Origin of the sequence: Plectonema radiosum NIES-515 (genome assembly GCF_025753815.1) — a bacterium.
In the GTDB taxonomy this organism is placed as follows: Bacteria; Cyanobacteriota; Cyanobacteriia; order Cyanobacteriales; family Nostocaceae; genus Hassallia; species Hassallia radiosum_A.
The window spans coordinates 1-5,216 of record NZ_JAOWRF010000124.1 but is presented as its reverse complement, the minus strand read 5'-3'; the positions used below and the strand labels follow the sequence as shown (position 1 = coordinate 5,216).

Sequence of the window (5,216 nt, the reverse complement as noted above, 5' to 3'; positions counted from 1 at the left end):
CCTCCCCCCTCCCCCAAGTTACATATTCCCTATTGCAGATACGCTTTTAGCTTGTCAGCGTCTAGATTAACGAGTAACAGCAGACAAGGAGATTGGCAAGCCATGCAAGACGAGCAACGCTTGGAAGAACAAGCGGTTAGCAAAGCAGCAGAAATGCAGTTGTCTAGCCAATTGGATCAAGCAGAAAAAATAAACGTTGATGTGCAAACTGATCTGTGGAAACTAATTCAAGGACAAGCGGATGGAGTTTCTTTTTCAGGTAAAGGACTCGTGGTACAAAAAGATGTCCGTCTAGAAGAATTAGTACTGCAAACAGATAAAATTGATATCAATCTCTTAAGTGCTATTTTTGGCGAAATTGAACTGAATAAACCAGTAAAAAGTATAGCTCGCGTTGTATTAAAAGAAGCAGATATTAACCGCGCTTTGACATCAAACTACATTCGCAGCAAAATCCCAACTTTTGATTTGAATGTAGATGGTGAAATTGTGAGTTTGAAGCCGCAAGAAATACAAATATTTTTACCTGGGGATGGCAAAATAAAATGCAATGGAACAGTATCAATACACGAAAAAGGTAATACGAATGAATTAAGTTTCATGGCTATGGTTCGTCCCCGCACGCAGACGCAACCAATAATGTTGGAAAGTTTCACTTGCACTGAAGGAAATGGTATTTCACTGGAAATAGTTACGGCATTAATGCAGAAGATAAAAGAACTTGTGAACTTACCATATATTAAGCTGGATGGGATGGCGTTGCAAATCAAAAATATGGAAGTGCAAAAGGAAAGCATAAAAACTTGGGTAGAAGCTTATATTAAGCAAATACCGAAAATGTGAAATAAACACTTGAAACACTCTTAATCTGCAAATATTCAATGTAGAAATTAATTATGCGTTACCTAGAACCCTTGTAGAGACGCGAAATTTCGCGTCTCTACATTTTTTCCACGCCAATGTCTAATGTCTAATGTATTAGACATTTACTTCTGCGTTCTTTTGTGCATTCGGATGTTGATACTCTGCTTTTATTTACAATAAAAAGTGATTTATATAACTGCCGATTGATGTAATTATTTATTAATCTTTTGTAATATTAATAGAGTTACTTAACTCAATATTGCAATTATGGAAAGCTATGATGTAGTTATTATCGGTGCGGGACATAATGGGCTGGTTTGTGCAGCTTATTTGTTAAAAGCTGGTTATAGCGTTCTGTTACTAGAAAAGCGTTCTGTGCCTGGTGGTGCAGCGACAACTGAAGAATGTATACCAGAAGCACCGGGTTTTAAATTTAATCTCTGCGCGATCGACCATGAATTTATTCACCTAGGGCCAGTAGTTGAAGAATTAGAATTAAAAAAATATGGCTTGGAATATTTAGAATGCGATCCAGTTACATTTTGTCCACATCCTGATGGCAAGTATTTCTTAGGACATAAGTCTTTAGAAAAGACTTGTGCAGAAATTGCTCGTTATAGCGATCGCGATGCCAAAAAATATGCAGAATATACAAAATATTGGCAGCACGCACTAGGGGCAATGATTCCCATGTTCAACGCACCGCCAAAGTCAATTTTAGATATTTTGGGTAACTATGACATCGCCAAGCTGAAAGATTTATTTTCTGTCATTGGTTCCCCATCGAAGACGCTGGACTTTGTTCGCACCATGCTAACCAGCGCTGAGGATCTCCTCAACGAGTGGTTTGATTCAGAATTTCTCAAAGCACCCCTAGCAAGACTTGCAGCTGAACTCGGTGCCCCACCATCACAAAAAACCATCGCCATTGGTGCAATAATGATGGCAATGCGTCACGATCCAGGTATGGCTAGACCTCGCGGTGGTACTGGTGCATTGGTGCAAGCTTTAGTAAATTTAGTTACCAGCAAAGGCGGTGTTATCCTCACAGATCAGCACGTTGACAAAGTGATGATTGATGATAAAAAAGCCGTTGGTGTGCGGGTTGCTGGTGGCAAAGAATATCGCGCTAAATACGGCGTCATTTCTAACATTGATGCCAAACGGTTATTTTTGCAAATGACTGATAAAAGCGATATCGATGCAGTCGATCCAGATTTATGGGAAAGATTAGAACGTCGCATCGTTAACAACAACGAAACTATCTTGAAGATAGATTTAGCTTTAGATGAACCGCTACGTTTTGAACACCACGAACACAAAGATGAGTATTTAATTGGTTCTATCTTAATTGCAGATTCCGTTGCTCATGTTGAACAAGCTCATAGCAAATGTACCTTGGGAGAGATTCCCGATTCTGACCCATCAATGTATGTAGTAATGCCAAGCGCGTTAGATCCATCATTAGCACCTCCAGGCAAACATACAGTCTGGATTGAGTTTTTTGCCCCCTATCAAATCGCTGGTGCAGAAGGCACAGGTTTAAAAGGTACGGGTTGGACAGATGATTTGAAAAATCAAGTTGCAGACAGGGTAGTTGATAAATTAGCGCAGTATTCACCTAATGTGAAAAATTCAATTATCGCCCGTCGTGTCGAAAGTCCAGCCGAATTAGGTGAAAGATTGGGTGCATATAAAGGTAATTATTACCACATTGATATGACCTTAGATCAAATGGTGTTTTTCCGTCCTTTGCCAGAAATAGCGAATTACAAAACACCAATTGATAATCTATTTTTGACTGGTGCGGGAACTCATCCCGGTGGTTCCATTTCTGGGATGCCGGGACGCAATTGTGCGCGGGTATTTTTGCAGGCAAAGCATCCCATTACTCAGACTTTGAAGGATGCACGGGATTCGATTTTATCAACGTTTAAGATTAATTAGGATTTGGCTGAAATTTTGCACTAAGCAGCCCTAAAAAATTATGGGCTGCTTTTTGATTTATTTACATTGATTGATACAAAATAATTGCCAACTTTATATTTAAAAGATTATTATTTAAATAATAAATAAACAATAATTTAAAAATGAGTCAAGGCTATATATATATATTTTCTAATCCTAGTCTTAGAGGAAATCCAAAGAAGGCTATCCATTACCATTTGGTTCACTATTAAAAGAAATACCTCAAGAAGTTATGCAACAAGCATACTTTAAAATAAAGGAACTAGGTATTCCCAATACATGGGGTTCACCAACAATGGATTTACCGTAAAGCATATATTTATTTATATATTAAGTAGGCATTAGTAAAGTAGCGTGCGTTAACGAAGTGTAACGCACCATTATTTCTCACTTCCCCTGAGCTTTCTTTGGCACTGGGGGGATTTTGTTTTCTGCTTCGGCTTGTTTAAATATGGACACCAAAAATAGAATCCTGGTATCAGCAAGTCCATACTGTAGACGATAGCTCTAAGATTTTCTTGTTTGTCAACTTTCATCTTTATATACCTCACTACGATGTCCGACTTCCACAACACTTACCAATAAAACATCATCGAAAATATCGTATATAACTCGATAATCGCCTACTCTAATTCGATATGAATTTTGTTCACCCTGTAACTTTTTAACTTTGTTGGGACGTGGTTCTATAGCCAACTCATCTATTTTGGGTTGTATGCGGTCTTGTAATTCTTGAGATAGTTTTTTAAACATTTTTCTAGCACCCTTAGTAAATTTAACTTCGTAAGTCACGCTACGTCCTTTTTTCTTTCATTAGCAATTTCCTTTTTAATCTCGTTCCATGCGATAAGACTACTATTTTCTACATCACTTTTAGCAGTATGATAGGCTCTTAAATCGTTTTCGTCCTCTTCATCTTCTATTTTTAGAAGTAGTGCGTAAATCTCATCTAAAGTACTATCGTAAGCTTGATTTAGCAGGACGTTGATATCTTTAATTAATTGTTCGCGTTCGGGTTCGGTTTTCATAATTAAGCCTCTTTAAGATTGTTAACTTTGATTAATTTATCAATTCTATTTTTGAGAATGTTTAATTCAGTTTGGTAAGTATTGCAGTCGTTATCAATACCCAAACCAAGAAAACATCTAAGGGCTTTATTAATTATGTCAGATTCAGATATATCTAACAACGATCGGATGTTACTTTGATGTAAAAACTATGCTAGTAAAGCATTATCCCCTGTTTTTCTTTTATTTTTTGTTTAAGTCTCGTTAAAAGTTGTGTTTGATGTGACAGAGGATGTTTAAGGTGGAAAAGCGATCGCATGGTATAAAATTAAGTCAATAAGAGAAATTTAAATGCCTTCACGCGATATTTACCACAACACTGTCAAAAATGCCCTACTCAAGGATGGATGGACGATTACTCACGATCCTTTAAGACTTGAGTGGGGCAAAAAAGATTTATATGTAGACTTAGGTGCAGAGCAACTCATCGGTGCTGAAAACGCAGAACGAAAGATAGCAGTCGAAATCAAAAGTTTTGTTGGTCGTTCTGATATCGATGACTTAGAAAAAGCACTGGGACAGTACATTCTTTATTATGATATTCTTTAAGAACGAGAGCCAGAACGAGTTTTATACGTTGCTATCCGCTTCGGCAGTTTACACCGATTTGTTTGAAGAACCGATTGGTAAACTATTATTAAATAAAGGTCGTGTCAAGTTAATTGTATTTGACCCTCACACAGAGGTTATTCTCAAATGGATACCCTAGAAAGTTATCGGCAAATTACCCTGAAGATTCTTTCCGAGTATGCTGCTATTCCCTATGCATACGGTGAGATTAAAAGCGAAGTTGTTTTTGATAGTACAAATAACCGTTATTTACTGGTAAATGTGGGATGGGATGCAATACGGTTCGGTTAAGAATATTTGTGAACCCAAAACCCTTGTAGAGACTTATCTTGTGCAACGTCTCTACATACGTTAACCGAACCGTATTGGGATGGGATGGAGAACGCATTCTTTCATGGTTGTATAGTTCATATCGACATCATCAATGGCAAAATCTGGATTCAGCGCGATGGAACTGAACATGGTATAGCCACGGACTTGACAGAAGCTGGAATTCCTAAAGACCACATTGTATTAGGTTTTCGAGAACCTGAACTTAGGCAGTATACAGGATATTCTCTAGCATAGAAATATTTTCGGGTTGATATGGGAATACTTTTAAATAAGGCTACTGCCTTTTTGTATAGAACCCATTTGGGATCTTTTTGGAAAAAGGTTATACTAGACAGCGATCGCCAGCTAATACAACCTTAAATATTGATTTCAAAACAGGAGTGTTGAGAAGAGAAAAAATGCCATATTCAAGTA

At 37.5% G+C, this 5,216-nt stretch carries 6 protein-coding genes and 1 pseudogene; 5 read left to right on the top strand and 2 right to left on the bottom strand.

The window, feature by feature from the left end; genetic code table 11:
- Positions 1–843 (top strand): LmeA family phospholipid-binding protein (locus tag OGM63_RS08240; RefSeq protein ID WP_263745031.1); only part of this gene is annotated, 843 nt, incomplete at its 5' end.
- A 288-nt stretch (positions 844–1,131) separates the two neighbouring features.
- A complete protein-coding gene (gene crtO / locus OGM63_RS08235; RefSeq protein WP_263745030.1) occupies positions 1,132–2,811 on the top strand; it encodes a beta-carotene ketolase CrtO in 1,680 nt (559 codons plus the stop codon).
- Positions 2,812–3,357: 546 nt separating this feature from the next.
- On the opposite strand, the gene OGM63_RS08230 is transcribed toward crtO, so the two are convergent.
- Together OGM63_RS08230 and OGM63_RS08225 are read right to left on the bottom strand one after the other, a co-directional pair.
- Positions 3,358–3,624, bottom strand: a complete 267-nt coding sequence (locus OGM63_RS08230; protein ID WP_263745029.1) for a type II toxin-antitoxin system RelE family toxin — start codon at positions 3,622–3,624, stop codon at positions 3,358–3,360.
- On the bottom strand, positions 3,621–3,860 hold the full coding sequence (locus OGM63_RS08225) for a hypothetical protein (RefSeq protein ID WP_263745028.1): 240 nt from the start codon (positions 3,858–3,860) through the stop codon (positions 3,621–3,623). The genes OGM63_RS08230 and OGM63_RS08225 overlap by 4 nt, the downstream gene beginning before the upstream one ends.
- 330 nt (positions 3,861–4,190) lie before the next feature.
- Here OGM63_RS08225 and OGM63_RS29550 point away from each other — a divergent pair, with 330 nt between their 5' ends.
- The 3 genes and pseudogenes from OGM63_RS29550 (at position 4,191) to OGM63_RS29770 (ending at position 5,036) form a co-directional block, all read left to right on the top strand.
- Positions 4,191–4,448, top strand: a complete 258-nt coding sequence (locus tag OGM63_RS29550; protein WP_318528427.1) for an element excision factor XisH family protein — start codon at positions 4,191–4,193, stop codon at positions 4,446–4,448.
- A gap of 28 nt (positions 4,449–4,476) precedes the next feature.
- The gene (locus OGM63_RS29545) at positions 4,477–4,608 is read left to right on the top strand and encodes a PDDEXK family nuclease (RefSeq protein ID WP_318528426.1); all 132 of its coding nucleotides are present in this window, start codon (positions 4,477–4,479) and stop codon (positions 4,606–4,608) included.
- A pseudogene (locus OGM63_RS29770) lies at positions 4,596–5,036 on the top strand (XisI protein). The gene OGM63_RS29545 and the pseudogene OGM63_RS29770 overlap by 13 nt, the downstream one beginning before the upstream one ends.
- Positions 5,037–5,216: the final 180 nt, after the last annotated feature.